This window comes from Mucilaginibacter sp. P2_A4, from assembly GCF_056405015.1.
The window spans coordinates 186,901-211,936 of record NZ_JBFUCX010000007.1 but is presented as its reverse complement, the minus strand read 5'-3'; the positions used below and the strand labels follow the sequence as shown (position 1 = coordinate 211,936).

At 41.4% G+C, this 25,036-nt stretch carries 19 protein-coding genes; 12 read left to right on the top strand and 7 right to left on the bottom strand.

Annotation, left to right across the window (positions count from 1 at the left end; all coding sequences use genetic code 11):
* Positions 1-23: 23 nt before the first annotated feature.
* The gene (locus AC1DYB_RS15015) at positions 24-1,034 is read right to left on the bottom strand and encodes a glycosyltransferase (protein WP_477436105.1); all 1,011 of its coding nucleotides are present in this window, start codon (positions 1,032-1,034) and stop codon (positions 24-26) included.
* 53 nt (positions 1,035-1,087) lie between these two features.
* Between AC1DYB_RS15015 and AC1DYB_RS15010 the strand changes: the two genes are divergently transcribed.
* The gene (locus AC1DYB_RS15010) at positions 1,088-2,563 is read left to right on the top strand and encodes a lipopolysaccharide biosynthesis protein (protein WP_477436103.1); all 1,476 of its coding nucleotides are present in this window, start codon (positions 1,088-1,090) and stop codon (positions 2,561-2,563) included.
* A 24-nt stretch (positions 2,564-2,587) separates the two neighbouring features.
* Here the strand turns inward: AC1DYB_RS15010 and AC1DYB_RS15005 are convergent, their stop codons facing one another.
* The gene (locus AC1DYB_RS15005; protein ID WP_477436101.1) at positions 2,588-3,607 is read right to left on the bottom strand and encodes a right-handed parallel beta-helix repeat-containing protein; all 1,020 of its coding nucleotides are present in this window, start codon (positions 3,605-3,607) and stop codon (positions 2,588-2,590) included.
* A gap of 241 nt (positions 3,608-3,848) precedes the next feature.
* Positions 3,849-5,660 carry a translational GTPase TypA gene (typA, locus tag AC1DYB_RS15000; RefSeq protein ID WP_477391732.1) on the bottom strand — a complete coding sequence of 604 codons (1,812 nt, stop codon included), beginning with the start codon at positions 5,658-5,660 and terminating at the stop codon, positions 3,849-3,851.
* A gap of 110 nt (positions 5,661-5,770) precedes the next feature.
* Between typA and AC1DYB_RS14995 the strand changes: the two genes are divergently transcribed.
* Positions 5,771-6,277, top strand: a complete 507-nt coding sequence (locus tag AC1DYB_RS14995; RefSeq protein ID WP_477436099.1) for a hypothetical protein — start codon at positions 5,771-5,773, stop codon at positions 6,275-6,277.
* Positions 6,278-6,294: 17 nt separating this feature from the next.
* Here the strand turns inward: AC1DYB_RS14995 and AC1DYB_RS14990 are convergent, their stop codons facing one another.
* Positions 6,295-7,083: an alpha/beta hydrolase gene (locus tag AC1DYB_RS14990; RefSeq protein ID WP_477436097.1), complete on the bottom strand. Its 789-nt coding sequence runs from the start codon at positions 7,081-7,083 to the stop codon at positions 6,295-6,297.
* A gap of 161 nt (positions 7,084-7,244) precedes the next feature.
* Here AC1DYB_RS14990 and AC1DYB_RS14985 point away from each other — a divergent pair, with 161 nt between their 5' ends.
* The 4 genes from AC1DYB_RS14985 to AC1DYB_RS14970 all read left to right on the top strand — a co-directional run bounded on the left by AC1DYB_RS14985 (position 7,245) and on the right by AC1DYB_RS14970 (position 11,447).
* Positions 7,245-7,952 (top strand): alpha/beta fold hydrolase, encoded by a 708-nt coding sequence (locus AC1DYB_RS14985; RefSeq protein ID WP_295720966.1) that lies wholly within the window; start codon positions 7,245-7,247, stop codon positions 7,950-7,952.
* 138 nt (positions 7,953-8,090) lie between these two features.
* Positions 8,091-9,182: an ATP-grasp domain-containing protein gene (locus tag AC1DYB_RS14980; protein ID WP_477436094.1), complete on the top strand. Its 1,092-nt coding sequence runs from the start codon at positions 8,091-8,093 to the stop codon at positions 9,180-9,182.
* Between the two features lie 242 nt (positions 9,183-9,424).
* The gene (locus AC1DYB_RS14975) at positions 9,425-10,522 is read left to right on the top strand and encodes a carboxylate-amine ligase (RefSeq protein WP_477436092.1); all 1,098 of its coding nucleotides are present in this window, start codon (positions 9,425-9,427) and stop codon (positions 10,520-10,522) included.
* A 100-nt stretch (positions 10,523-10,622) separates the two neighbouring features.
* Entirely contained in the window at positions 10,623-11,447 is an 825-nt protein-coding gene (locus tag AC1DYB_RS14970; protein ID WP_477436090.1) for a type 1 glutamine amidotransferase, read from the top strand.
* Positions 11,448-11,663: 216 nt separating this feature from the next.
* On the opposite strand, the gene AC1DYB_RS14965 is transcribed toward AC1DYB_RS14970, so the two are convergent.
* Both AC1DYB_RS14965 and AC1DYB_RS14960 read right to left on the bottom strand, forming a co-directional pair.
* Positions 11,664-13,013, bottom strand: a complete 1,350-nt coding sequence (locus tag AC1DYB_RS14965; protein ID WP_477391738.1) for an efflux RND transporter periplasmic adaptor subunit — start codon at positions 13,011-13,013, stop codon at positions 11,664-11,666.
* A 40-nt stretch (positions 13,014-13,053) separates the two neighbouring features.
* A complete protein-coding gene (locus AC1DYB_RS14960; RefSeq protein WP_477391739.1) occupies positions 13,054-14,502 on the bottom strand; it encodes a TolC family protein in 1,449 nt (482 codons plus the stop codon).
* Positions 14,503-14,596: 94 nt separating this feature from the next.
* Between AC1DYB_RS14960 and AC1DYB_RS14955 the strand changes: the two genes are divergently transcribed.
* The 6 genes from AC1DYB_RS14955 to AC1DYB_RS14930 all read left to right on the top strand — a co-directional run bounded on the left by AC1DYB_RS14955 (position 14,597) and on the right by AC1DYB_RS14930 (position 23,015).
* Positions 14,597-15,232, top strand: coding sequence for a polysaccharide deacetylase family protein (locus tag AC1DYB_RS14955; RefSeq protein ID WP_477436087.1), 636 nt, complete (start codon positions 14,597-14,599; stop codon positions 15,230-15,232).
* 173 nt (positions 15,233-15,405) lie between these two features.
* The gene (locus AC1DYB_RS14950; protein WP_477436085.1) at positions 15,406-18,165 is read left to right on the top strand and encodes a glycoside hydrolase family 2 protein; all 2,760 of its coding nucleotides are present in this window, start codon (positions 15,406-15,408) and stop codon (positions 18,163-18,165) included.
* A gap of 41 nt (positions 18,166-18,206) precedes the next feature.
* Positions 18,207-19,430 (top strand): PQQ-dependent sugar dehydrogenase, encoded by a 1,224-nt coding sequence (locus tag AC1DYB_RS14945; RefSeq protein ID WP_477436083.1) that lies wholly within the window; start codon positions 18,207-18,209, stop codon positions 19,428-19,430.
* Between the two features lie 153 nt (positions 19,431-19,583).
* Positions 19,584-21,851, top strand: coding sequence for an aconitate hydratase (locus AC1DYB_RS14940; RefSeq protein WP_477391743.1), 2,268 nt, complete (start codon positions 19,584-19,586; stop codon positions 21,849-21,851).
* Between the two features lie 113 nt (positions 21,852-21,964).
* On the top strand, positions 21,965-22,531 hold the full coding sequence (locus tag AC1DYB_RS14935; protein ID WP_477436081.1) for a hypothetical protein: 567 nt from the start codon (positions 21,965-21,967) through the stop codon (positions 22,529-22,531).
* 160 nt (positions 22,532-22,691) lie between these two features.
* Positions 22,692-23,015 (top strand): hypothetical protein, encoded by a 324-nt coding sequence (locus tag AC1DYB_RS14930; protein WP_295720977.1) that lies wholly within the window; start codon positions 22,692-22,694, stop codon positions 23,013-23,015.
* A 267-nt stretch (positions 23,016-23,282) separates the two neighbouring features.
* Here AC1DYB_RS14930 and AC1DYB_RS14925 read toward each other — a convergent pair whose 3' ends face one another.
* Positions 23,283-24,917 carry an ABC transporter substrate-binding protein gene (locus AC1DYB_RS14925; RefSeq protein ID WP_477436078.1) on the bottom strand — a complete coding sequence of 545 codons (1,635 nt, stop codon included), beginning with the start codon at positions 24,915-24,917 and terminating at the stop codon, positions 23,283-23,285.
* Between the last annotated feature and the right edge of the window lie 119 nt (positions 24,918-25,036).

The following is a 25,036-nucleotide window of genomic DNA, read 5'->3' as shown; positions in this document are numbered from 1 at the left end:
GAAGGTAAAATTTTTATTGCTTATTAAAACTTTTCCGGAGCAGCTTTCCCCAGTTTGCCAGTAAGGCCATCATTTACTGCTGCAACTAATTTATTGTATTCTTTTTGTTTTGAACTCAGCCTGCTTACTACCCATAAATAACCGAGGTATAAGCCTTTATTTAACTTAAAAATCAGGCGGGAACGTATAGTCACCTTTGAATAAAAATACATCCGGTTACGTATGGCATAATAGGTTCTGAAACTCCACAGATCCAACAAATGCGAATGGAAAGGTTTAGGCTGATAGTTGATGCCTTGCGATTGATCAATATCAATAACCTTGCAAGCGGGTATTAGCCAGATAACAGCGCCCGATTGCGTGATGCGATAAGTATACTCCGAATCATCTACATAAACAAAGAACTTTTCGTCGGGATAGCCAATCACCTCAACCAACGAGCGGTGCATCAGCAAACCACCGTAGGGTACATAGGGCATCATCGCCTTATCCTGGTAAGGCACGCCAGTTCCAAACCTGTCATTCTTTTTATAACCCTGATTTTTAAGGACATTAAAAATATTAAAGCCCATAAAATTATCGGGCACCAGGTAATATCTCGACGGGTTTTCGCCACGGGCTATTTTAACATGGGGCAGCCTGTCTTCGCGCAAGCAATAAAGCGCCTTTTTGTTATTCTCGCCTCCTATTTTATCCCATTGGGCAAGCAGGCCTGCAAGCGCGTTTTCGGCCGGCATATTATCATCATCAAGCAGCCACACCATATCGGCATCAGTTTGCTGATAAGCATATTCAATAGCCTGTTTATATCCCCCGGCCGAGCCTATGTTTTCTTCATTATTTAAAACAACAACACGGCTATCATTCAAGCCGGCAACCTTATCATCCACACTATAAGCCGACGCGTTATTAACTACCACAACCTGTGTTACCTGCGCCAACGATAGCAGCCGGTTTAGCACCTGCTCCAAAAATTGCCACCTATTTGCATAGGTAACCGTTAACACACACACTTTATATTTTATATTTGCCATCGAATGCGTCAAAATTATCATTTTACTTCATACAATACACGGCTAAAAACTGAATGGGCATAATAAAGCAACAAACAATTAAGGGTTCCATTTATTCGTACCTGGGTGTTTTAGTTGGTTTCCTCACCGTAACTGTCCTTCAGCCTTATTCATTAACACCGGCACAAATAGGGCTTATAACGCTACTTGCTTCCTTATCCGCTTTATTTGCCCAATTCTTCATACTTGGCTTTAATGGTACAGCAAGGTATTTCCCTTACTTCCGCAGCGAGGAAAAGCAACATCATGGCTACTTATTTTTGGCGTGCCTGGTAGCCCTGGTTGGTACCGTGTTACTTTTATTGTTCATGTATGCATTTAAAGATGTAATAGTTGGCCGGAATGCCAAAACCATTCTATTTAAACAATACTACTGGTACTTGTTGCCACTTACCTTTTTCACCTTATTCTTTAATGTATTTGATCTGTATGCCCGGATGCTTTATAACATCACCACGGGCCTTATACTAAGGGAATTTACTAAAAGAATTTTCATATTAATACCCATTCTGCTGGTCTACTTTCGCTTGATTGGTTTTGATTTGTTTATGATACTTTGGCTTGTAGCCAACGTGATCACCACCTTTCAAATCATGGCAAGACTTATTAAAGACAAGCAATTTTCGCTTAAGCCCAATTTTGAATTCCTGGATAAAGTCATGATCAATAAATTAGTTGGTATTTGTTTTTTTACCATCTTAACAGGCTCGTCGCCTTTAATTATCCAGAATATTGATACGTTACTGATTTCAAAAAAACTGGACCTGGCCCATACCGGCGTATATGCGCTGGCTTTTAATTTTGGACTCATTATTTCATTGCCTTCGCGGTCATTATACAGCATCTCCTACACCATTGTTTCTGAATCATGGAAAACAAGCGACCTGAAAAACATCAACACCGTTTATGAGAAAAGCTGCGTAAACCAGATCATCAGCGCGCTATTTTTATTTGTGCTAATATGGGCCAGTATTGACAATGTTTTTGCTTTTTTACCTCCCGATTTTAAGGCCGGTAAGTATGCCGTATTTTTTGTTGGCCTGGGGTATTTTATCGACTCTGCTACGGGTATTAACCTGGTGATATTGGCTACCTCAAAATATTTCAGGTATGAGGCCCTGTTTAACTTACTGCTTGTACCGGTTATTATTATTTTAAATTTAGTCCTGATACCTAAATATGGTATTACCGGGTCAGCCATCGCATCGGCAGCAACTTATTTTATTTTCAACCTTTTCAGGTACATATTTATCTGGGTAAAATTTAAGATGCAGCCGTTTGACTTTAAATGCTTACTGGCGTTAGTTACAGGCGTGCTGGTTTATTACCTGTCGTTATGGATCATTCCGCATGTGCAGAATTATGTTGTTGATACTGTTTTACGCACAGCCTTTATTACCGCGCTTTATTTACCGGCTGTTTACTTTTTAAAACTATCGGAGGATATCAACGGGATCATTGATAGCCTGGTGCTGAAGCTGAAACGCTAATTTTACTGAAAAGCCGGCAAAGTATTATTGAGGTGAAGGCAGCGGCTCATACACCATATTTTCGGGAAGAATGCCTTCAAATAATTGAGCGTTGTAAATATTGGTACCCCAGCCTGCAGGAATAATATCGGCAGGAAAAACATAGATATTGCTTAATTTATTCTCAGAATTTTTGAAATTCACTGCATTTTTGCCCATAAAAATATTTGAACTCGGCAGCCCCGAATAGTTACGATAATATAAACCCACATTAGTAAAGGATTGGGCCTTACCATATATGGTGTTATTAACTATAGACATATTACTACCACCGGAAACGGCCATTCCATATTCACCCGGATCCACCAGTAAATTATTTTTTGCTACCATATATGAACCGCCGCCATCGCCAAGCATAATGCCACCACCTGAATGACTTGGTCCGCCGCCTCTTATCCAGTTGCCTTCTATTAAAATAGGGCTTAAAGGCAAGCCATTGCTTTTTAACATGCTTATAGCATCTTCCGCGTAACTCTTATCTAAAACATTTTCAACTTTGTTAAATCTTACCTGGTTGCCTGCTCCGCTTACATTTTTAAATTGTACAAATTGGCCTTCGGGAAAAGGCCCCAGCATATTTTTTGCCTGGCAATTGGTAACACTAATCGTTTGGCTATTTTCGGCAGATATCCCGGTGGGAACTTCGGAAAGGTAGCAGCTATCGATTTTAATATTGGTACACTTGGATATATTAATGCCAGGCCTTTTTCCATTACTCACCTGGCAATGTTTAATGGTAATATTCTCACAGCTTACCAGCGTTATTTGCGATGTTGATATTCCGCTTATAATCGCATTGTGAACGAATGTCAATGTCAGAGGTTCAGAATACCTGAACTGTATGTTTTGAGTTTCAGCTGCGTACATCTCTTTGACTATGGCTGCACCTATAGTGTTATATCCAGTATCAATACTGTTGGTATTGAGTTTTCCGGTATCAGCAACAGGGGGCGCGACATTATCGATGGCAGATTTCTTTTTGCAGGAAATAAAAAATGGAATCAATGATAAAGAGATACAGAACGCAGCAGCTTTTAATATTGAAGGTACTTTTGTACATCCACACATGCGGTTGATTTTGTGTAAGGTTTAATTATATTACCAAGTCAAGTACCATTGATTGCCAAAAATATGTTTTTTTGGCAATCAATGGTGCATAAAAAAATGTCCGAATAATAAAAATACCTACATAAAAAAAGCCCTCCGGGATTACCGAAGGGCTTTTGTATTTTTATTTACTAACCTATTATTGGTTTGTAAATCTCTTAGCGTTAATACGTCTTTCGTTTTCGTTCAGGAATATTTTACGTAAACGGATGCTTTGTGGTGTTACCTCAATGTATTCATCTGCCTGGATATACTCCATTGATTCTTCTAAAGAGAATTTAATAGCTGGTGCAATCCTAACGTTTGTATCACTACCTGATGCACGCATGTTGGTTAACTGCTTGCCTTTGGTTAAGTTAATAACCAAATCGTTATCGCGGATGTGCTCACCTAATACTTGTCCTTCGTAAACATCAACTCCCGGATCAATGTGGAACCTGCCACGATCCTGTAATTTATCAATAGCGAAAGCAGTGGTTTTACCAGTATCCATTGATACCAATACACCATTTAAACGACCAGGGATAGTACCTTTCCATGGCTCATATGCTTTAAAGCGGTGAGCCATGATAGCCTCGCCACCTGTTGCTGTTAATACGTTGTTACGTAAACCGATGATACCACGTGCCGGGATATCAAATTCCAAGTGTTGTAAATCGCCTTTAGGCTCCATTACCAACAAATCGCCTTTACGTTGTGTTACCAACTCAATTACTTTACCAGCAACATCGCCCGGTACATCAACAATAAGGGTTTCAACCGGCTCACATTTAACACCGTCAATTTCTTTAACGATAACCTGTGGCTGGCCAACCTGCAACTCATATCCTTCGCGACGCATGGTCTCTATCAATACAGATAAATGGAGAATACCACGACCATACACCAGGTATGAATCAGGCGATTCGGTTTCAACAACCTTAAGCGCCAGGTTTTTTTCCATCTCTTTGTACAAACGGTCACGTAAGTGGCGTGAAGTAACAAATTTACCTTCTTTACCAAAGAATGGTGAAGTGTTGATGGTAAACAACATGTTCATTGTTGGCTCATCAATTTTGATAACCGCAAGTTGTTCTGGTTTTTCAAAATCAGCGATAGTATCACCAATATCGAAACCTTCGATACCAACTACAGCGCAGATATCGCCCGAACCAACTTCTGTTGCACGTACTTTACCTAAACCTTCAAAAGTATAAAGTTCTTTAATTCTTGATTTTTGGATAGTACCATCGCGTTTTACCAAAGATACCGGTTGGTTTTCTTTAATAGTACCACGAGCTACACGACCGATAGCGATACGACCTACGAATGAAGAATAATCCAAAGAGGTGATCTGCATTTGTAAAGTACCTTCTTCTATAGGTGCAGGAGGGATGTTAGCTAATATAGCATCCATCAACGGGAAAATATCCTCTGTAGGTTGTTTCCAGTCGGTGCTCATCCAGCCTTGTTTTGATGAACCGTAGATAACCGGGAAATCCAGTTGATCTTCAGTAGCTTCAAGGTTGAAGAATAATTCAAATATTTGTTCGTAAACTTCTTCAGGGCGACAGTTTTCTTTATCTACCTTGTTTACAACCACAATAGGTTTTAAGCCTAAAGCCAAAGCCTTTTGGGTTACAAAACGAGTTTGAGGCATAGCGCCTTCAAAAGCATCGCAAAGTAATAATACACCATCAGCCATTTTCAATACACGCTCAACCTCGCCACCAAAATCGGCGTGACCAGGAGTATCAATAATGTTGATTTTAACGTCTTTATACATTACTGAAACGTTTTTTGATACGATGGTAATACCTCGCTCACGTTCCAGGTCATTGTTATCCAATATCAATTCACCAGTTTCCTGACCATCCCTAAAAATGGCGCAACTGTGTAAAATTTTATCAACCAAAGTGGTTTTACCGTGGTCAACGTGTGCGATAATCGCAATGTTTCTTATTTTTTGCATGAAAAATGCTCTTCTAATTTTGGCGCAAAGGTAACGTTAATATATGAGATTATAAAACGTTGTCAAGTTATTAGCCATTTAATTATTTTTTGCTGACATTTGAAACAACAATGAAAAAATGCCTAACCCTCTTATTTTCAATAGTAATTATTGCAAATACTGCAAAAGCCCAAAGCAACTGGGTAACTTACAGAGCCGACAATCGTATTTCTGTTAAATTTCCGACTGAGCCAAAAGAGCTAATAAAAGGCAGCTATGGCATGGCACTTAAGGATAGCAGTAATGCATTTGTTTTAACTGTTGTTGATTTTGAAGAGGTAGCCCATATTGATTCAACAGCACTGGCCCCATATAAATCTACACCTGAATTTGCAGCTCAATTAAAAGCAGGGATGAATAAAAGCCTGCCAAACGTAACCCTCGAAGATTTTAAGATAGGTACATGGAAAGGCTTTACAAATTACACCTCATCCGGAACGGATAATTTAAAAAATAAATACAATTTATTTATGCTCCTTATTGGCAATAAACTTTACAGCCTTTCAACTATTATAAAGAGTAACGCAACCACAAACTTAACGGCCGATTATTTTTCTTCAATTTCATTAAGTAACTGATACAATTCATCATCCAGCTATCGGCCATAAGCCCAACTCAAAAACTTACCCATTACCCTACCCCAGGTTTCGGCATTGTGATTGCCCCCAACCACCTCTACATATTGAATGTCCTCGGGGCGTGAATAGCCTTTTGCTTCCAGTTCTTTAATCAAATCGATAGTGTCATCAATGGCATCAATAATTCCGTTCTTATTCCTATCGCTGGTTTCGTCTTTAGTACCGGTTTGCAGCCAAAATTCCAAATCTGGCTTATCAACGGTTTCTCTAACCAAAGCGTGTGCTATCCTGTCATTATCGGTATAACCTTTAGCCAGGTCTTTGCTCCTCCACCAAAACGAACCCGAGAATACACCCACCTTATCAAATATATCTGCATTGTTCCAGCCAATATCAAAGGCCGATAATCCGCCTAAAGAAAAGCCTGCAAAAGCGGTGCTTTCAAACTCGTTGATGCCCGTATAATTTTTAACCTGCGGCAACAGTTCGGTGATGACGAATTGAGTATAAATATCAGCCATTGCACCGCGGTTTTTAAAATCGGGCCTGCCTGCAACACCGTATTCCTGTAAGCGGTCTTCACCGGCATGTATGGCTACAATCAACACTGGCTTTAGGCGATTACTGTTGTATAACTGCTCCAGCGTTTGGCTCAATCCAAGACTTTCAAGCTCCTGGCCGTCGTTCAGTAACAACAGACTTAAAGGCCCTGCAATTTCCTGTTCATCGGGCATTAAAATGGTACAAGTTACCTCCCTTTTCAGCAGCCCGGAGTTTATAGTTATTATTTTTTCAGTAATCGTCATCTCTGTTTCAGCCCAGCCCAAATACATTCTATGTTAAATTTAAAGGGTGCAAAAGTACGCTATGTTTTTTATTTATTAAGCTAACGTATTAATTTATCAGTTAGTTGCCATTTTCAGTTAAACCACTTAACTTACATCTCTGAAAACATAAACCGACCATTTTGACAGAAAAATATCACCGCTGGTACTCGCCAAACTTAAACTTACACGTTGAAATGCTGGTGTTCGGCGATAAGGGATTTCCTGTTATTCTCTTCCCCACAACTAAAGGTCGTTTTCATCAAAACAAGGATTTTGGCTTGATAGATAGCGTAAAATGGTTTGTAGATGAAGGACTGGTAAAAATTTATTGCCCCGATACGCTTGATGACCGTACCTGGTATGACAAAGGCATTCACCCTGCCGACCGCGCCCGCAATTACAGCTGGTACGATAAAATGCTGGTAAACGAACTTGCACCCTGGGCCATGCATGAAACCGGAGTAAACAAAGTGGCTATGGCAGGCTGCAGTTTCGGTGGGTATCATGCTGCCAACTTCGCTTTTAAACATCCCGAAAAAGTGGCGCATTTATTCACCATGGGTGGCGCATTTGATATCAAAATGTTTACTGATGGGTTTTACAATGATGATATTTTCTATAACAACCCGGTAGATTACCTGCCAGGCAGCGACCGGAGCGAATTATGGGAGATGAATATTATCCTCGGCACATCCGAGCGGGACATCTGTAAAGATTATAACATCCAGCTATCAAACATTTTAAACAAAAAAGGCATTAACCATTGGCTGGATATCCGCCCAAATGCCAATCACGACTGGCCGATATGGAAAGAAATGTTTCCGCATTATTTATCCACGATAAAATAGAATCAAGAAACAAGAGTCAGGAATCAAGACAAAAAACAATAAAATCTAAAACTAAAATCTAAAACTAAAATCTACACATAAACAGCCAGGAGCCTCAAATGCAAACTGCAAACAGGCAACTGCAAACTGAACAACACTATGAAAAAAATAGGCATCTTATTCGGACAGGAAAATTCATTCCCGCAGGCATTTGTGGATAGGATAAACCAAAAAGCTGAGAAAAACATTTCAGCAGAATTTGTACGCATTGATAAAGTTATACAGGCCGAGCCACTGGATTACGCCGTGATCGTCGACAGGATCTCGCAGAACGTCCCATTCTACCGCGCGGCATTAAAAAACGCAGCTATTTGTGGTACGGCCGTTATCAACAACCCTTTTTGGTGGAGCGCCGACGAAAAATTTTTCAACAACGCCCTTGCTGTAAAAATTGGTATTCCGGTTCCAAAAACCGTAATTCTGCCCTCAAAGGACCTGCCAGATGATACTACAGATAAATCGTTCCGTAACCTGGCCTATCCGTTGCACTGGGAAGGAATCTTTAACTACGTTGGATTCCCGGCCTACATGAAACCTTTTGATGGCGGTGGCTGGAAAGAAGTTTATAGATTAGAAAATAAGGAAGATTTTTTTGCCAAATACAACAAAACCAAGCAGTATGTGATGATGCTGCAGGAGGAGGTTGTTTTTGACGATTACTTCCGTTGCTATTGCATTGGTGGCAAACATGTGCGCATTATGCAGTACGAGCCACGCAACCCACATCACCTGCGTTATGAGCACGGCAAGGCACCTGCATCTAAAAAGCTATTAGAAACGATTAAGGATTATGTGATTAAGCTTAACCAGTTTTTAGGCTATGATTTTAATACAGTTGAGTTTGCTATCCGCGATGGCATCCCATACGCTATTGATTTTTGCAACCCCGCACCCGATGCCGAAGTGACCAGTGTAGGCCAGGAAAACTTTGAATGGGTAGTTGAAACTGCTGCGGACTATGCCATTGAACGCGCCAAAAAACAAAAAGACGGGTTGGATAATCTTACCTGGGGCGAATATGTAAAAACATCAGCAGCTAAAACGCCGTTAGTAAGTGTAAAAGCCAAACCCGCTAAGGCCGATGTAACTGTTGCCGCAGTTGACCATACTATTGAGGCAGAGGGAAAAGTGAAGAAGGAGAAGGTGGTAAAAGCGAAAAAAGTAGAAGAACCGAAGAAAGCCAAAAAATAAACGGATGTCATTTCGAACGAGGTACGAGGAGAAATCTTATACTGTTTGCTAATCCGACTATGTAAATGGCGGGCCAGGCGTAGAAGATTTCTCCTCACACCCAGGCTCAAAGCCAGCCCCCGTTCGTTCGAAATGACAACTTGTTTATTAACAATTATATCCCGTTGCCTGTGTCCTCACAGGCAACTATTATGATCGCCTGTGAGGACACAGGCGATAGGTAAAATATAACCTAACCAATTATGAACAAGTTTACCTTAGGTGTTGAAGAAGAATTTATGGTGATTGACCCTGTTACCAGGGAGCTAAAATCGCATGAGCAAAAAATTGTGGATAGCGCGCAAAAGATCCATGAAGACCAGGTGAAGGCCGAAATGCACCAGGCCGTAGTAGAAGTGGGTACCCACATTTGTAAAAATACCCAGGAAGCCCGCAAGGAAGTAGGTAAACTGCGTTCCACCGTTGCACAACTGGCTGGTGATATCGGTTTACGGATTGGCGCAGCGGGAACGCACCCGTTCTCGCACTGGCAGCACCAGTTGATAACCGACCACCCACGCTATTTTGAAATAGTGGATGAAATGCAGGATGCTGCGCGCTCAAACCTTATTTTCGGGCTCCATGTTCACGTGGGCATCCAATCGCGGGATATGGCTATTCATATTGCCAACCAGGTGAGATACTTTTTACCGCACGTTTACGCGCTATCAACCAATTCGCCTTTTTGGGAAGGGCGTAATACAGGGTTCAAATCATTCCGTACAAAGGTGTTTGATAAATTTCCACGTACCGGCATTCCTGATTACTTCAGCAGCATTGAGGAGTATGATAATTACATCAAGCTGTTGGTAAAAACCAATTGCATTGATAACGCCAAAAAAATCTGGTGGGATATCCGGGTACATCCCTTTTTCGAAACCATTGAATTCCGCATTTGCGATTGCCCTATGCTGGTTGATGAAACCATTGCCTTTACAGCGCTTTTCCAGGCTTTGTGCGCCAAACTTTATAAGCTAAGGCAGCAAAACATGAAATTTATTACCTACTCCCGCGCACTCATAAACGAAAATAAATGGCGTGCCGCGCGTTATGGTATCGATGGTAAAATGATCGACTTTGGTAAAGAAATGGAAGTAAATACGCGGTCGTTGGTATTGGAACTACTTGATTTTGTTGACGATGTAGTTGACGAGCTTGGCTCGCGCGATGACTTGCAATATGTGCATAAAATACTGGAACATGGCACAGGCGCCGACAGGCAGTTGGCAGTTTACCACCAAAATAATAACTTTGAAGACGTGGTTGATTACATTACCTCGCAAACGTTGAAGGGGTTGTAGACGGCCCCGCCCCTCTCCGTTAGTTAACGGAAGGGCTTTTATATATATTAAAAAACGAAAGTCTCTCCGCCTGCTGGCGGAGGAGATTTAGAAGGGGCTTATGAAACCGGAAATAAAAGTAGCCATACTTGATCTGTACAATGGGATAGCAAACGAGGGGATGCGCGGTTTCCAGGATATTTTAAACAGGTATAAGGCGCAGCACAATTTAAATATTACCTACAAAATTTTTGATGTTCGCAGAGGTTGCGAAGTACCGGGGCTTGATTTTGATATCTACATTTCGAGCGGTGGTCCAGGTAGCCCGCTGGACGAAGGAACGGAGTGGGAGAAAAAATTCTTCAGGCTGACAGACAGATTGGAAGATCATAACCTATCCAATACAACAGATAAAAAGCATGGCCTGTTTGTTTGCCATTCCTTCCAGCTGATGTGCCGTAAGTACGAATTGGGCGATATCAATACCCGTCGTTCCCCCTCATTTGGGGTATTACCCGTACATAAAACTGAACAAGGCTTTAACGAGCCTGTTTTTGAAGGCCTTGCCGAACCATTCTATGCCGTGGATTCGCGTAGCTGGCAGGTGATAAACCCGAACCAAAAACGGTTTAAGGAATTAAACATGCAATTGGTAGCTATTGAAAAAGAACGCCCTCATGTTGATTTGCCCAGGGCTTTGATGGCTATCCGTTTTAATGAGTATTTTTTTTCGACCCAGTTTCACCCGGAAGCTGATGCCAACGGTATGCGAAACCTGTTGTTAAAAGACGAAAAGAAACAAGAAGTGATCAACGAGCATGGTGATGTAAAATATAAAGAAATGCTGCAGCACCTTGCCGATCCTGAAAAGATAACCCATACGCAAAAAACCTTGATCCCTAACTTTTTAGATCAGGCTGTGCTGAGCTTACAGGGGGTAATGTAGGGGTATACCATCCTTCTCATTTATCATCCTGAGTGATGAAATTCCACGAAACTCTTAATGAGAAACAACGAACGGCAAAGGCTTACGAAGTTTTTGAAACTTCGTAAGTCTGGGATTCTACAACCTATCATGGGTAGCATCGTGAAGGATCTCATTAACCAACAAAGCCGCAACCTTAAATGGTCGCGGCTTTGTTATTATATAGATAATTACTCCCTAGTTACTTTTGCCATCCTTATTATCCGGATTAAATAACTTCGCTTTGTCAACCTTTTCAACCACCATGCCATCGGCAAGTGTTTTTGATATGGCCGCATACGGAGCCGATACAACTTCATCGCCACTTTTAAGGCCACTTAGTACCTGGATGTAGGTATCATTCTGAATACCGGTAGTTACCTGTATTTGTTTAAGCTTGGTGCCGTTTAAAACAAAAACATATTCTTTTGATGGTTGTGTTAACTGCGGTTTGCTTTTATCATCATCTTTCTTTGGCGGACCATTCTGTTCTTTTTTCTCCTCGCGGGTTGTAACCGATTGAATGGGCACCGATAATGATTTAACCTGGTTTGTATTAATATCTACAGTAGCTGTCAATCCAGGGCGGAAAGGTGAAGGGTTATCCGCAGTCTTTTTAAGCAAGGCCACATATGATGCAGCATTGATACGCACCTTAACCGTGAAGTTAGTTACCTGGTCGGCAGTTGTACCAACTACGTTGGCCGAGCTTCCTATTTCAGAAACTACCCCGGTAAACTTTTTGCCTAAAAACGCGTCGATCTCGATATTAGATGAATCACCTAAAGAGATGCGGTTAATATCGTTTTCATTTACATCCACATTCACATCCATTTTGCTCAGATCAGATATCGTCATGATCTCGGTACCTGCAAATTGCTGGGTTCCTAAAACACGCTCGCCCAATTCAATTGATAGCTTTGATACCACGCCATCAACCGGAGAGTAAATGGTTGTTTTGGCCAGGTTATCCTGTGCTTCTTTAACTGATGCTGAAGATTGTGCCAAACCATATTGAGAACCTATAACGTTTTGTTTTGCTGCTTCAAGTGATGCTTTTGCACCTTCAAAAGCCGCTTTAGCGTTTTCATACTCTGATACGGTAAGTACCTTATTTTTATAAAGTTCCTGGCTGCGTTTAAAAATACCAGCCTGGTTGTTAAAAGTTGCCTCGGCTTGTTTCAACATCTGGCCAGAGTTACCTACACTTGCCTTTTGGGTATTGTATGATGCAATGGCACGATCATAACCAGACTTTAAAATGTCCGGACGGATTTTACATAGCAACTGGCCTTTTTTAACCACGTCGCCTTCCTTTATAGGCAATTCTACTACCTCGCCAGATACTTCCGGGCTTATCTTAACTTCAATATGTGGTTTAATTTTACCACTGGCAGATACCGTTTCATTAATTTCACGTACATCGGCTTTTTCGGTAGCAACCTGTGTTAAAGGCGGTTTACCAATTAAGCCGGTCGCTTTAGCTATGATCAGCAGAACGACCAGAGCGCCAAGCCCTATCAGAATATATTTAGTAGTTTTTCCCATGATTATGAGTTTGGATATTTACGGTTTTAGATTTTTTTATTTATAATGATATCGGTTTGCCAAGATAGTAATCAATCACTTTTGCCCTAAACACAACCATATATTGTGCGTTGATCATATCAAACTGCGATTTATTAAGGTTGGTTAAAGAGGTATTATAGTCAAGCGAGTTTACCAAACCAACATTATAGCGCTGCTGGGTAATATTAAAAGCCTCTTTATTAGCCTGGTAAGTTTGCGTATATGACAGGTATGATTTTTCGGCAGCTTTTACATCCAATACGGCCTGGTAAATAATCTTGCTCAGGTTGTTGCGGGCCAGCTGTGTGGTTAACCTTGCACTTTCGTATTGAATTTTTGCTTTACGCACCGATGTACGTGCACTAAAGCGGTTGAATATAGGAATCTGTAAACTAACCCCTGCCGACTGATTAAAGTTATCGCTAAGCTGTTTAAAAAACGGGTACTTATTATATACCGGGGCAACATTAGGTAATGTTGCGGGTTGGTTGCGGTTACCATTCACAAAGCCAATGGTATCTACCCTGCCTGTAGGTGTAACGCCGCCAAACAAAGTACGTGCGTCAGAATAATTTGAACCCAATTGCCCAAATAATACCAGGCTTGGGTAATAATTACCCTGGGCTATTTTAATTCCCTGTTGGGTAGCTTTTTCCCGTTGCTCTGCCAACAGCAGATCAGGGTTAACCAATTGAGCGGTTTTTAAAACTTCCTCCGCATTATATAATGTTTGAATGTCGGTTAGCTTACTGATATCCGGTTTCTCCACAACTATATTTTCCTGCGGACCCATTTCCATATATTGCTTTAACGTGAGCAATGAAATTTCATAGGCATTTTGGGCATTGGTATAATTCAGGTCTGCAGTAGATACAGTTGCTTTAGCCTGAGACAGATCTGCCAGTGTTTGGTTACCGACATCAAAGTTTTTTTGAGCCCTGTCTAAAGTTATCTTCGATACATCAATTTGCTGCTGAGCGGCTACTACCAAATCCTGGTTGGTTAATACCTGCAAATAAGTAGTAACCACGTTTAAAATAAGATCGTTCCTTACTTTTGCTGTCGCTGTTTTATCCGCATCCAATAATAACTTGTTCTGAATGATGGTATTGCGCAGCTGCCCACCCTGGAACAAGGTTACCTGGCTTTGTATAGTACCATTTAAGGCAAAAATACGCTGATTGATAAACTGGTTGGTTGAAGGGTCAATATTACGGCCAAAGTTGAATGAAGCCTGGGGGCCTGCCGTAAGGTTTGGCAACCGGTTATATTTTGATTGTTTTAAGGTTTCATCATCCAAAGCCTCAGTAAATTGCGATTGCTTGATGTTAAGGTTGCGCTCCAAAGCCAGGTTTACTGCTTTTTGCAAGGATATCACTTCCTGCGCCTTAGCCCTGAAGCTTAGCGACGAAAACAGTATGGTGCAAATAACAGTTGCTTTAAGTGATAATAGTAATTTTGGTTTCATAAGGTTTTTCTATACAATGGTAAGCAACTGTTTACTACATTGCAATGTTGATTTCTATATATCGGAAAATTTAACATTTATTTTTTTATTTGATATGTACCTGGTTAAAACTCCATGGCTGTTAAAAAAGCTCTATCCCGAACTAATTTGGAACGTAAACCAAAGCAACCGTTGCATTTATCTCACTTTTGACGATGGACCTATACCTATTGTTACACCCTTTGTATTAAATATTTTAAAACAATATGAGGCCAAAGGCACATTCTTTTGCATTGGTGATAATGTAGGCAAGCATCCGGATATTTTTGAGCAGGTTGTAAAAGATGGTCATGCCATAGGTAACCATACCTATAATCACCTCAAAGGATGGAAAACAGATAACAAAACCTACCTCGATAATTTTTTACTCACCGATAAATTATTGGATACCGATCTCTTTCGGCCGCCATATGGGCGCATTAAAAAACAGCAGGTGAAAGATTTGAAAACAGCACGACCCAATGTGAAGATCATCATGTGGAACGTGCTAAGCGGCGATTTCGACATCAACTTAAAACCCGAAGATTGCCTTAAAAATGTATTGAAACATACCCAAGCCGGATCAATTGTAGTTTTTCATGATAGCTTGAAAGCTTTTGAGAGGCTGGAATATGTTTTGCCAAGGGCGATGGAGACTTGGAGTAAAGCGGGATATAGTTTTAACGCCCTAATCCCTGAAGAATTTATTTAATTGTGGGTTCAAAATTCTTCCGGCAACGATTGCGTAGTTTTAATTGAACATATTCTTTTTTTGTTGTTCAGTAGTAATTAATCTTGTCAGCGGTATAAAATTATTCGATCAATTTATTGATTGACAGAATAATTACGCCATCATAGCCTAAAAAGTAACATACTTAAACCACAATGAAAAAGACAATCCTTCCAATTTTGTTCATGCTCATCGTTTCTGCTGCATTAGCACAGGAAACTGCTATTAAATACCTCTCAGGCACGGATAAAGATCATACCGTGCAATGGGATTTCTTTTGCACCGGCGGGAGAAACAGCAATAAATGGACAAAAATTAACGTCCCCTCTAACTGGGAACTGCAGTGTTTTGGCACATACAACTACGGGCACGATAAAGTTAAAGCTAACGAACAGGGATTATATAAACACGAATTTACTGCCGGCAACTGGAAGGATAAGAAAATATTTATTGTTTTTGAAGGCTCGATGACTGATACCAAAGTGACGGTTAACGGTAAACAAGCCGGATCGGTACACCAGGGCAGTTTTTATCGCTTCAAATACGATATCACCGAATTAATAAAACCCAATGCGCAAAACCTGCTCGAGGTTACTGTTGATAAAACATCGGCAAATTCATCTGTAAATGATGCAGAACGCAGGAACAGTGATTTCTGGGTTTTTGGAGGCATTTACCGTCCTGTTTACCTGGAAGTTGTACCAGGCACTTTTATTGAAAGGCTTGCCGTAAATGCCAAGGCCGATGGTTCATTTCAGCTCGATGTATACCCCCAAAACTTAAAAGGCGACGAAACTATTGAAGCCCAGGTACAAAAGCTAAATGGTGAAAATTTAGGTAAACCATTTGCTATTAAAGCGAACACCACAGATGAACATCTGGACCTAAAATCAAACTTTAGCAAGCCACTATTATGGAGTGCCGAATTTCCTAATTTGTACCAGGTTATAGTAGCTATTAAAAACAAACAGGGGGTTATTCACCGGGTTAAGCAAAAGTTTGGCTTCCGCACAGTTGAGTTAAGGCCAAATGATGCGCTTTATGTAAATGGCGCCAAAATAATGATGAAAGGCAGCAATCGCCATAGTTTCTGGCCCGAAAGCGGTCGTACTTTGAGTCATAATGTTCATTTAATGGATGTTAAGCTAATGAAGCAGATGAACATGAACGCGGTACGCATGTCGCACTATCCGCCTGATGCGGATTTTTTGGATGTGTGCGATTCCTTAGGACTGTATGTGCTGGATGAACTAACCGGCTGGCAAGCTAAATATGATACTACAGCCGGCCGTAAATTAGTTAAAGAACTGGTAGTAAGAGATGTAAATCACCCTTCAATCCTTTTTTGGGATAATGGTAACGAGGGCGGCTGGAACCGGGGATTAGACAACGACTATGCCTTATACGACCCTCAAAAACGCACCGTGATACACCCATGGGAAAAGTTTAACGGTACCGATACCAAGCATTACCCCGATTACAACTACATTGTTAACGCGGTGGCTACCGGGCAGGAAGTTTTTTTCCCTACAGAATTTATGCACGGCCTTTACGACGGCGGAGCGGCAGCAGGACTGGATGATTTTTGGGGCCTTATGGTGAAACACCCTCATGGAGGCGGTGGTTTTATTTGGGCGCTTTTGGATGAAGCTGTTATCCGTACAGATAAAAACAACACCTACGATTCTGATGGGAACCATGCCCCCGATGGCATTGTTGGTCCGCACCGCGAAAAGGAAGGCAGCTTTTATGCCATTAAAGAGATCTGGTCGCCGGTTTATATAAATCCTCAGCCTGTTAATGCAAACTTCAACGGGAAAATCCCCGTCGAAAACAGGTATTCCTTTACTAACCTTAACCAATGCTCATTTAAATGGAAACTGGTTAAATTTCCATCGGCACATGATAAAACTACGGCAGACATTGTAAATGCAACCGGCTTACCGGCAGCTCCCGATCTTAAACCAGGCGAAAAAGGGTTATTAAATTTAGCCTTACCAACATCGTGGTCAAAAAGCGACGCGCTTTATCTTACCGCTTACGGGCCGGATAAGAAAGAAATATTTACATGGAGCTGGGCAATCACCAGTCCGGCAACTATCGCCGGTAAAATTGCGTCAACGCCCGTTAAATCAGCAATAAAAACAGACGAAACAGATCAATCCCTTCGTATACAATGCGATGGGATAAGCTATTATTTTGATAAAGCTACCGGATATATTCAAAAGGTTGTTAAACCTGCAGGCACTATCTCTTTATCAGGCGGACCAGTTTTGGCAGGCGTAAATACCAGCTTAAAACTGTTTACGCATAAAGCCGTTAACAAACAATATATTATCGAAGCCGATTACCAGGGCGGAGGAGCATTACACATAAAATGGACATTCACGCCGGGCCACCCTGTTAAACTGGAATACCAACACGCCCAGCAGGGTGATGCTGATTTTACCGGGATCACATTCAATTATCCCGAAGAAAAAATTACCGGCATGAAATGGCTTGGCCAGGGCCCTTATCGGGTTTGGAAAAACAGGCTGAAAGGGCAGCAGTTTGGCGTTTGGCATAAAGCTTATAATAACGCTATCACGGGTGAAACCTGGGGATACCCCGAATTTAAAGGTTACCATGCCGAAGTTAACTGGGTGGTGATAGAAAATAAAGAATCACCGTTCACTGTTTATACAGCCGATAAAAACATGTACCTGCAAATGCTGCACCCGGCCAGGGAAAAAGATGCGCTTAGCAATAATAACGTTGAGCCCGCTTTTCCCGAGGGCAGTATCGGGTTTTTAAATGCCATAAGCCCTATTGGTACCAAGTTTCAGGCGGCAAAAGTAATGGGGCCACAAAGCCAAACAAATCATATTAACGGCGAACCGGTAAACGGCACGCTGTGGTTTGATTTTACGCATTGATCATAACCAAATATTAAACCAATCAATACAAATAAAACCCTATGAAAAAACATCTTCCTTTAACCGCCCTATTGTGTTTGGGCATTGCGGTATGCGTATTGCCGTCCTATGTTTTACACGAAATAAAGCCGGTTAAAAAAAGCGACGAGCCAGCTCTCATTACGTTAAAAGTACAACCCATCGCCGATAAATTGTATTCGCCAACAGCCCTAACATTTCCTGGCAATGGCGATATCTGGGTAACCGAGCAACCCGGAAAAATACGGGTAATAAAAAATGGAAAGTTAATTGAAGAGCCTTTGCTTGACCTCAGGAGCAAAATGCTAAAAGTAAATAAAGGATATGAAGAGCGCGGATTGTTAGGAATTTGCCTGCACCCTCAATTTAAGTCAAATAAAAAATTCTATGTTTTTTACAGCGCGGCGTCAAGCCAATCATCGGATCATAAGGATGTTATAGCCGAATATAAATTGTCGCCAAATTCAAACCAGGTTGACGTTAACAGCGGCAGAATCATACTCTCAGCCGAGAAACCAGCCGGAAATCATGATGGCGGCTGTATACAGTTTGGCAAAGATGGTTATTTGTACATCTCATTTGGGGATGGCGGCGGCCAGGGCGATAAGCATGGCGACTTTGGGAACGGGCAAAGCATCAATACCTGGCTTGGAAAAATCCTGAGGGTTGATGTTAATGCCGCATCTGGATACGTAGTACCAAAAAGCAATCCTTTTGTTGACCGAAAAGACGCAAAGCCAGAAATATGGGCGTATGGTTTCCGTAATCCCTATCGGTTTTCTTTTGATAAGGCCTCCGGGCAATTGTTTGCCGGTGATGTTGGTCAGGATTTGTGGGAAGAAGTTGATATTGTAACAAAGGGCGCCAACTACGGTTGGAGGCTGATGGAAGGAACGCATTGCTATAATCCTGCCAGCGGTTGTGATATTAAGGGTATTACCATGCCAATTACCGAATATAGCCATACGGAAGGTATATCTGTTATTGGTGGTTATGTTTATAACGGCACACAATTGCCCGCTTTGAAAAGCAAATATGTGTTTGCCGATTGGGTAGGAAAGGTGTTTTATTTACAAAAAGCAGGTGCTAAATGGCTACGTGGTAAAATTACTTTGCAAAACATCCCCGCTAACTCAAAAATATTAGGATTTGGTGAAGACCCTGCAGGCGAAGTGTATGTACTTACCAATGCAGATACCGGGCCGGAAAATGCAAATGGGGGCATTTATAAGCTGGTGAAAAACTAAACAGGGAAGCAACTTATTTAGAATTTCTCCAAATAACATTTACCCGGTTGACTAACAGCTTTTAGTTGTAATTTTTGTAAATTCGCCGCACTACGCTCCTATCAAGGGGTTTAGTGTCAATTCTTTTACTTTTCACCTAAAAATCAAATACAAATGGCTTTTGATTTAGATATGATCAAAAAAGTTTACGACCGCTACAGCACCCGTGTGGATGCTGCCCGTAAAGCGACTGGTAAACATTTAACTTTAACCGAAAAAATACTATACGCCCACCTTTCTGAAGGCGATGCCCAAAAAGCATTTGGCCGTGGTGTTGACTATGTTGACTTTGCTCCAGACCGTGTAGCCATGCAGGATGCAACGGCGCAAATGGCTTTATTGCAGTTTATGCAGGCTGGCCGTCCGCAGGTTGCTGTACCATCTACCGTACATTGCGATCACCTTATACAAGCAAAAGTTGGCGCAGTTGAAGATTTACATACAGCTATCGATATCAACCGTGAAGTTTATGATTTCCTGGCTTCGGTATCAGATAAATATGGTATTGGTTTCTGGAAAGCAGGAGCCGGTATTATTCACCAGGTTGTTCTTGAAAACTACGCCTTCCCGGGTGGTATGATGATCGGTACCGATTCACATACACCAAACGCGGGTGGTTTAGGTATGATTGCTATTGGTGTTGGTGGCGCCGATGCCTGTGATGTTATGGCCGGCTTACCATGGGAGCTTAAATTCCCTAAGCTTATCGGTGTTAAATTAACCGGTAAATTATCTGGCTGGACATCAGCTAAAGACGTTATTTTGAAAGTAGCAGGTATCCTTACTGTAAAAGGTGGTACCGGTGCTATTGTTGAATATTTTGGCGAAGGTGCACGTTCACTTTCTGCAACAGGTAAAGGTACCATCTGTAACATGGGTGCCGAAATTGGTGCAACCACTTCTGTATTTGGTTACGATGAAAAAATCGCGACCTACTTAAGCGGAACAAAACGTGCTGATATTGCCGAGCTTGCAAACGCCGTTGCTGAGCACTTAACCGGCGATGACGAAGTTTACGCAAACCCTGAGCAATATTTTGACCAGGTTATCGAAATCAACCTATCTGAGCTGGAACCACATATCAATGGTCCTTTTACACCGGATTTGGCCTGGCCTATCTCTAAATTTGCTACCGCGGTTAAAGAAAACAACTGGCCTGCAAAATTAGAAGTTGGCTTGATAGGTTCTTGTACCAACTCATCTTACGAAGATATCACCCGTTCTGCTTCTATTGCAAAACAGGCAATTGATAAACACCTTACTACCAAGGCAGAGTTTACCATTACACCAGGATCAGAACTGGTACGTTACACCGTTGAACGTGATGGCTACCTGGATACATTTACCCAAATGGGCGGTGTAGTATTGGCTAACGCCTGCGGACCTTGTATTGGTCAATGGGCACGTCATACAGACGATCCTACGCGTAAAAACTCTATCATCACATCTTTTAACCGTAACTTCGCTAAACGCCAGGATGGTAACCCTAATACCCACGCTTTTGTAGCATCCCCAGAGATTGTAACTGCTTTGGCTATTGCAGGTGATTTAACTTTTAACCCGCTTACCGATACTTTAACTAACCTTAATGGCGAACAAGTTAAGCTTGACGAACCATTGGGTATTGAAATGCCGGTTAAAGGTTATGCTGTTGAAGATGCCGGTTACCAGGCCCCTGCCGAAGATGGCAGCCAGGTGCAGGTATTGGTTGATCCAAAATCAGCGCGTTTGCAATTATTGGAGCCGTTTACCGCATGGGAAGGTACCGATATTAAAGGCCTCAAATTGCTGATTAAAGCAAAAGGCAAATGTACTACCGATCATATCTCTATGGCTGGCCCGTGGTTAAAGTTCCGTGGTCACCTGGATAACATATCAAACAATATGCTGATTGGTGCTATCAACTACTTTAACAACACTGCAGATAGCGTTAAAAATGAATTAACCGGCGAATACGGACCTGTACCAGCTACTCAACGCGATTACAAAGCAAATGGCATTGGTTCAATAGTAGTAGGCGACGAAAACTATGGCGAAGGTTCATCACGTGAGCACGCGGCCATGGAGCCACGTCACTTGGGTGTACGTGCCATACTGGTAAAATCATTTGCCCGTATCCACGAAACCAACCTGAAGAAACAAGGTATGCTGGGTATCACCTTTGCAGATAACAACGACTACGATAAGATTCAAGAAGACGATGTGATTGATATCAATGGCTTAACAACATTTGCCCCAGGCAAACAGTTAACCGTAGTATTAAACCATAAAGACGGTTCTGTTGATTCATTCGCGGTTAACCATACTTATAACGCTCAGCAAATTGAGTGGTTTAAAGCAGGTGGCGCATTGAACATCATCCGTAAACAAATGGCATCTTAATAAGGCTGAAAGCCGAAAGGTTAAAGCTGAAAGCTAATTATATGAGCCTCCCTTTGGGGAGGCTTTTTTGTTGGCCAATTAACTAACTTTACTATGCCTATAATCAATACACTATGCGAACCATACCGGGTATTCTTATTTTATTGCTAATTACGATTCATACACATGCACAGCAGAATTTAGTTAAACAGTCTCGTGTAAGCCCAATAAATTCAGTTAGCAGCGTTAAATACCATGAACATAGTATTTCTATCAATCAAATAGTTATCATTAAAAATAAAAACTTGCAGGCATTCATAACTGATCTTCAAAAAACAAGTTTGTCTTCGTCCAATAAATTGGGGGATATGCCACGGTTTGTTAAGTCCTTTTTAGAATCCTTTGGCAATGTCAACTTTACTATAGCAAGACCCGGACAAGATTGGAATTGCTGCTGCGACCAAAACGATCAATTACCAAACCGGCAGCTTATTTGCCAGGGCAAAAGTAAAAATCTATATTTTATCAGTTATCTTACAGGAGGATTTGCAGAAACTCAACACCTTGTTTTGATACGATATAAAAATGAAATAATAACAGATTTTTGGACCGGAACATTACAAGGGCATTTAACAACCAAACCCGCTATTATTAAATATTTAATAAAGAGCAAAAATGAACACTACTCATTAAGTATTTAAATTCCAACCTACGCTCGCTACGAATTTAAAAAGCGTCAAGCTAATTGCTCCACTTTTCGTTGTTTTTTGTTGGTTATTATTTATTGTAATATCACTTTTACACAATATTCAGTAAACCACCCGGCTGTATCTTAGTCTAACTAATCTAAACAATCGGGCTATGAAAAATCATTATTCATTTACTGCAGGTATTTGCTTATTGCTATCTTCCTGTGCTGTTCCAATTACTTATTTTGGCGATAGGCTGAGCCCTACTACATCTGTAGAAATCTATTATTCTACCCATGATGTTAAAAGGGAATACAAGGTTATAGGCCATTTAACCTGCGAAAATTACCCGAAGCAGGAAGCTGTAAAGCAAAGACTATCAGAATATGCCAAAACCGTTGGTGCAGATGCGGTGGTTATTTTAGGCACCGATGCCACCAAGAATAACCAGGCAGCTATAGTAAATGCCGATGCGTTGAAGTATACAGATAAATAATACAGTGACAATCTATGTGCCCCCCCTTCATCTACGTAAATACATCTTTTGTACCTTATAAATTAACAAAACCGATTGTCATTTCGAGCGAACCAAAGTAGGAATTGAGCGCTGGGGGTGAGGAGAAATCTTATATAAGCGACAAGCGAACATGCAGGTCGTATAAGATTTCTCCTCCCCCTCTTCTTTTTCCCCACGCCTGTTCGGTCGAAATGACATTTTCTTTCACTAAAAAGCTATCTCCTCACAGTAGTCCCTTTCAAGCGTTTAAAGCCCCTTCACCACCCTCTTCAACACCAATAGATTTTGTCCGTTTAAACTATAACCCGAGATATTATTCTGATATAAATTCACCAGCTTATCATAATACAATACCACCACCGGCGATTGCTCCATCACCAGGTTATCCATTTGCTGGTACAGCGCATATCGGGCCGAATCATTTTTTACGTGGTAAGTTTGTTCAAACAATGTATCAAACCTTTTATTGTTAAAGCCGGTATAATTAGGGCCATAAGGAATTTTGTTTTTGGAGTAGAAAACCGACAGGTAGTTTTCACCATCCGGGTAATCGGCTATCCATTGGCCGTAAAAAAAGTTGATGCCGTTTTTGGATACTAACTCACGCAAACTGGCGCCCTGGGTAATTTCTACGCTGGTTTTAATACCGATCCTATCCAGCTGACCTTGTACATACTCTATCAGGCTGCGATAGCCAACAGTGGTGGCTAACGATATTTCGGGCAGGTTTTTACCATCTGGGAAACCGGCCTCTGCCAATAGCCTCCGCGCTTTTTCCGGATCGTAGGAATACCCTTTAACACATTTACCATCAAAGCCAGGCATACCCTGCGGTATAAAGCCCGAGTACCCCGGTGTACCCATGCTATTGCGCAAATACTTGATCATCTTTTGCCTGTCGATAGCATAGTTTATAGCCTGCCGCACTTTCAATATTTTCAGGGGCGATTTTTTCACAATGGCCAGGTTACTATCCACCAGGATCCCCAGGTACATGGTATTTAAATACGGCGCTGTATTCAGGATGAACTTGCCCTTATACTTTTGCGTTACCTTGCCCGATTTGGTAAGAATATCATCGCGGTAGCTGCCATCAATATCATTCAAAAAGTCGAGCTTCTTTTTCACAAACTCCAAAAAGGAGGTTTGCTTATCGGCAATAAAAGTAGCCCTGACAGCATCCAGGTATGGTAGCCGTTTACCCTTACTATCAAACTCCCAATACTTATCATTTTTTAGCAGTACCAGCACTTCACCCTCTTTCCAATACTTCAGTTTAAAAGGACCTGTACCTATGGGATGACTTCTGAAATCCTTACCATAAAAATCCACCACCTCTTTTGGCACTACAGAGCAATACTGGGCCGTAAGCATACTCAAAAATGGCGCGAAGGGCTGTTTAAGCTTTATTAAGAACGTGCTATCATCAGGAGCCGAGAATGCACGCTTATCATCCACCTTATCGCTAAAGATCCAGGAGCCGGATGAGGCCACTTTTGGATCAATCAATCGACCAAAGCTGTAAACAAAATCTGCCGCTACAGCTTTACGCCCGATGCCATTTGCAAAATGGGGATCGTCATGAAAATAAACATCATTGCGCAGGTGAAAAGTGTAAAGTAAACCATCGGCCGATACCTGCCAGCTTTTGGCAATGCAGGGAGTAACTTTTAAACTATCATTAATCTGTACCAGCCCGTTAAAAACCTGGTTATCCATCCAAATGGTATAATGGTTGCGGCAAAAAGCCGGATCGAGCGACGTGAGGCCTTCCTCCAGGTTAATATTAAAAACTGCCTTGCCCGAATTGGTCGATTTTGTAAAGCAAGCCGAAAGCTGAAACATCAGCACAAATAGCAGCAATACAACCAGTTTATTCATCAAAAGCTAATGTAATAATTATTGAATTAGCGAATTGGAGGCCCGGCGATTTATTACTTAAAGATGAAGCTTTTATATAGTGAGTGGTTGGATTAGGTTGATTAGGAGAGTGGTTTTAG

Bases quoted from the DNA above. Each gene is read 5' to 3' on its own strand.
- AC1DYB_RS15015 (WP_477436105.1), bottom strand. From the start codon at position 1,034: ATGGCAAATATAAAATATAAAGTGTGTGTGTTAACGGTTACCTATGCA.
- AC1DYB_RS15010 (WP_477436103.1), top strand. From the start codon at position 1,088: ATGGGCATAATAAAGCAACAAACAATTAAGGGTTCCATTTATTCGTAC.
- typA (WP_477391732.1), bottom strand. From the start codon at position 5,660: ATGCAAAAAATAAGAAACATTGCGATTATCGCACACGTTGACCACGGT.
- AC1DYB_RS14995 (WP_477436099.1), top strand. From the start codon at position 5,771: ATGAAAAAATGCCTAACCCTCTTATTTTCAATAGTAATTATTGCAAAT.
- AC1DYB_RS14990 (WP_477436097.1), bottom strand. From the start codon at position 7,083: ATGACGATTACTGAAAAAATAATAACTATAAACTCCGGGCTGCTGAAA.
- AC1DYB_RS14980 (WP_477436094.1), top strand. From the start codon at position 8,091: ATGAAAAAAATAGGCATCTTATTCGGACAGGAAAATTCATTCCCGCAG.
- AC1DYB_RS14975 (WP_477436092.1), top strand. From the start codon at position 9,425: ATGAACAAGTTTACCTTAGGTGTTGAAGAAGAATTTATGGTGATTGAC.
- AC1DYB_RS14970 (WP_477436090.1), top strand. From the start codon at position 10,623: ATGAAACCGGAAATAAAAGTAGCCATACTTGATCTGTACAATGGGATA.
- AC1DYB_RS14965 (WP_477391738.1), bottom strand. From the start codon at position 13,013: ATGGGAAAAACTACTAAATATATTCTGATAGGGCTTGGCGCTCTGGTC.
- AC1DYB_RS14960 (WP_477391739.1), bottom strand. From the start codon at position 14,502: ATGAAACCAAAATTACTATTATCACTTAAAGCAACTGTTATTTGCACC.
- AC1DYB_RS14955 (WP_477436087.1), top strand. From the start codon at position 14,597: ATGTACCTGGTTAAAACTCCATGGCTGTTAAAAAAGCTCTATCCCGAA.
- AC1DYB_RS14950 (WP_477436085.1), top strand. From the start codon at position 15,406: ATGAAAAAGACAATCCTTCCAATTTTGTTCATGCTCATCGTTTCTGCT.
- AC1DYB_RS14945 (WP_477436083.1), top strand. From the start codon at position 18,207: ATGAAAAAACATCTTCCTTTAACCGCCCTATTGTGTTTGGGCATTGCG.
- AC1DYB_RS14940 (WP_477391743.1), top strand. From the start codon at position 19,584: ATGGCTTTTGATTTAGATATGATCAAAAAAGTTTACGACCGCTACAGC.
- AC1DYB_RS14935 (WP_477436081.1), top strand. From the start codon at position 21,965: ATGCGAACCATACCGGGTATTCTTATTTTATTGCTAATTACGATTCAT.
- AC1DYB_RS14930 (WP_295720977.1), top strand. From the start codon at position 22,692: ATGAAAAATCATTATTCATTTACTGCAGGTATTTGCTTATTGCTATCT.
- AC1DYB_RS14925 (WP_477436078.1), bottom strand. From the start codon at position 24,917: ATGAATAAACTGGTTGTATTGCTGCTATTTGTGCTGATGTTTCAGCTT.